We start from the raw sequence: 1,679 nt of genomic DNA on the forward strand, positions 1-1,679 counted from the left end.
GGGGTGGGGAGGCGATGATCACCGAGGCAGCTTAGGGTAGCCTTACCCGGCCATGTCACCGACCCGACCCGCGCCCGTCGCCGCCGCCGCCGTCGTGGCCCTCGCGGCGCTCGTCGCGCTGTGCGCCGTGAGCCTCGCGACCGGATCCCGCGACATCGCCCTCGACGCCGTGTGGCGGGCCGCGCTCCACCCGGACGACGGCAGCCGCGACGCGATCATCGTCTGGCAGCTGCGGGCGCCGCGCACGCTGCTCGCCGTCGCGGTCGGCGTGCTGCTCGCGGTCGCCGGCGTCGTGATGCAGGCCATGACGCGCAACCCGCTCGCGGAGCCCGGCCTCCTCGGCGTCAACGCGGGCGCGTCGCTCGCCGTGGTGCTCAGCGTGGCGGTCTTCGGCGTCGGATCCGCCGCCGGATACGCCGGGCCCGCGTTCGCCGGCGCCGCTCTCGCCGCCGTGGTCGTGGTGCTCGTCGGCATGCGGGCGGGGCCGCGCACGGATCCCACGCGCCTCCTCCTCGCCGGCACCGCGCTGACCGCGAGCCTCGCCTCCGTCACGGGCGTCGTCACGCTCTCCGACTCGCGCACCTTCGGCGACTACCGCTCCTGGGTGGTGGGATCCGTGGCCTCGCGCGACCCCGCCGACCTCGTCTGGCTGCTCCCGCTCACGGCCGTGGTGGTCGTCGGGGCGCTCCTGCTCGTGCGCCCGCTCGCGGTCCTCGCGCTCGGCGACGACACGGCCACCGCGCTCGGCAGCTCCATCGGGCGCGTGCGGCTCGCGGGCTTCGCGCTCGTGACGGTCGCGTGCGGCGCCGCGACCGCGGTCGCCGGGCCGATCTCGTTCGTGGGGCTCGTCGTGCCGCACGCCGTGCGGCTGGTCGTCGGGCGACGGGAACGCCCGGTGCTGCTCGGATCGGTGGCGGCCGGGCCGATGCTCGTGCTGGGCGCCGACGTCCTCGGCCGGATCGTCGCGCGTCCCGGCGAGCTGGAGGCCGGCATCGTGACGGCCTTCATCGGCGCGCCCGTGCTGCTCGCGCTGGTGCTGCGGCGGACGGGCGCGCGGTGAGGCCGCGCATCCCGGGGCGCGACCGCGTCGTGCTCGGGATCCTGGTGCTCGCCATCCTGGTCGCCTCCGCGGTCGGCCTCGGCACCGGCGCCTACCCGCTGTCGCCGCTGCAGGCGCTCGACGCCCTGCTCGGCGGCGGCGACGCGCAGGCCCGGTTCATCGTCGCCGACCAGCGGCTGCCGCGCGTGGTGTGCGCGATCGCGGTCGGCGCCGCCCTCGGCCTCAGCGGCATGGTGTTCCAGAGCGTCTCGCGGAACCCGCTCGGCAGCCCGGACGTCATCGGCTTCAGCACGGGCGCGGCCACCGGCGGGCTCGTCGCGATCCTCGTGACGGGATCCACCGCCGCGGCGCCCTCCTCGGCCGGATCCATCGCCCTCGGCACCGTCGTGGGGGGCTTCGCGACCGCGTTCGCCGTCCACCTGATGAGCTCCCGCACCGCGACCACGGGCGAGCGGCTCGTGCTGGTGGGCATCGCGGTGGGCGCGATGCTCGCGTCGGTCAACGACTTCCTCATCACCCGCAGCGACCTCGAGCTGGCGCAGGCCGCCGCGACCTGGCGCTTCGGGACGCTCAACGGGATCTCGTGGCCGCAGGTCGCGCCCGCCGTGGCGGTGCTGGC

Annotated in this window: 2 protein-coding genes; both read left to right on the forward strand. The window is 76.5% G+C overall.

Features of this window, described 5'->3' with window-relative positions; translation table 11 throughout:
* The first annotated feature begins 52 nt into the window (after positions 1 to 52).
* A complete protein-coding gene (locus tag DZG00_RS15245; RefSeq protein WP_119382662.1) occupies positions 53 to 1,060 on the forward strand; it encodes a FecCD family ABC transporter permease in 1,008 nt (335 codons plus the stop codon).
* Positions 1,057 to 1,679: FecCD family ABC transporter permease (locus DZG00_RS15250; protein ID WP_147360055.1), on the forward strand; the 623-nt coding region annotated here is incomplete at its 3' end. The genes DZG00_RS15245 and DZG00_RS15250, both read left to right, overlap by 4 nt.

Source organism: Clavibacter lycopersici, from assembly GCF_003576405.1.
Classification (GTDB): domain Bacteria; phylum Actinomycetota; class Actinomycetes; order Actinomycetales; family Microbacteriaceae; genus Clavibacter; species Clavibacter lycopersici.

Coding starts and splice junctions, on each gene's coding strand:
- DZG00_RS15245 (WP_119382662.1), top strand. CDS start 53: ATGTCACCGACCCGACCCGCGCCCGTCGCCGCCGCCGCCGTCGTGGCC.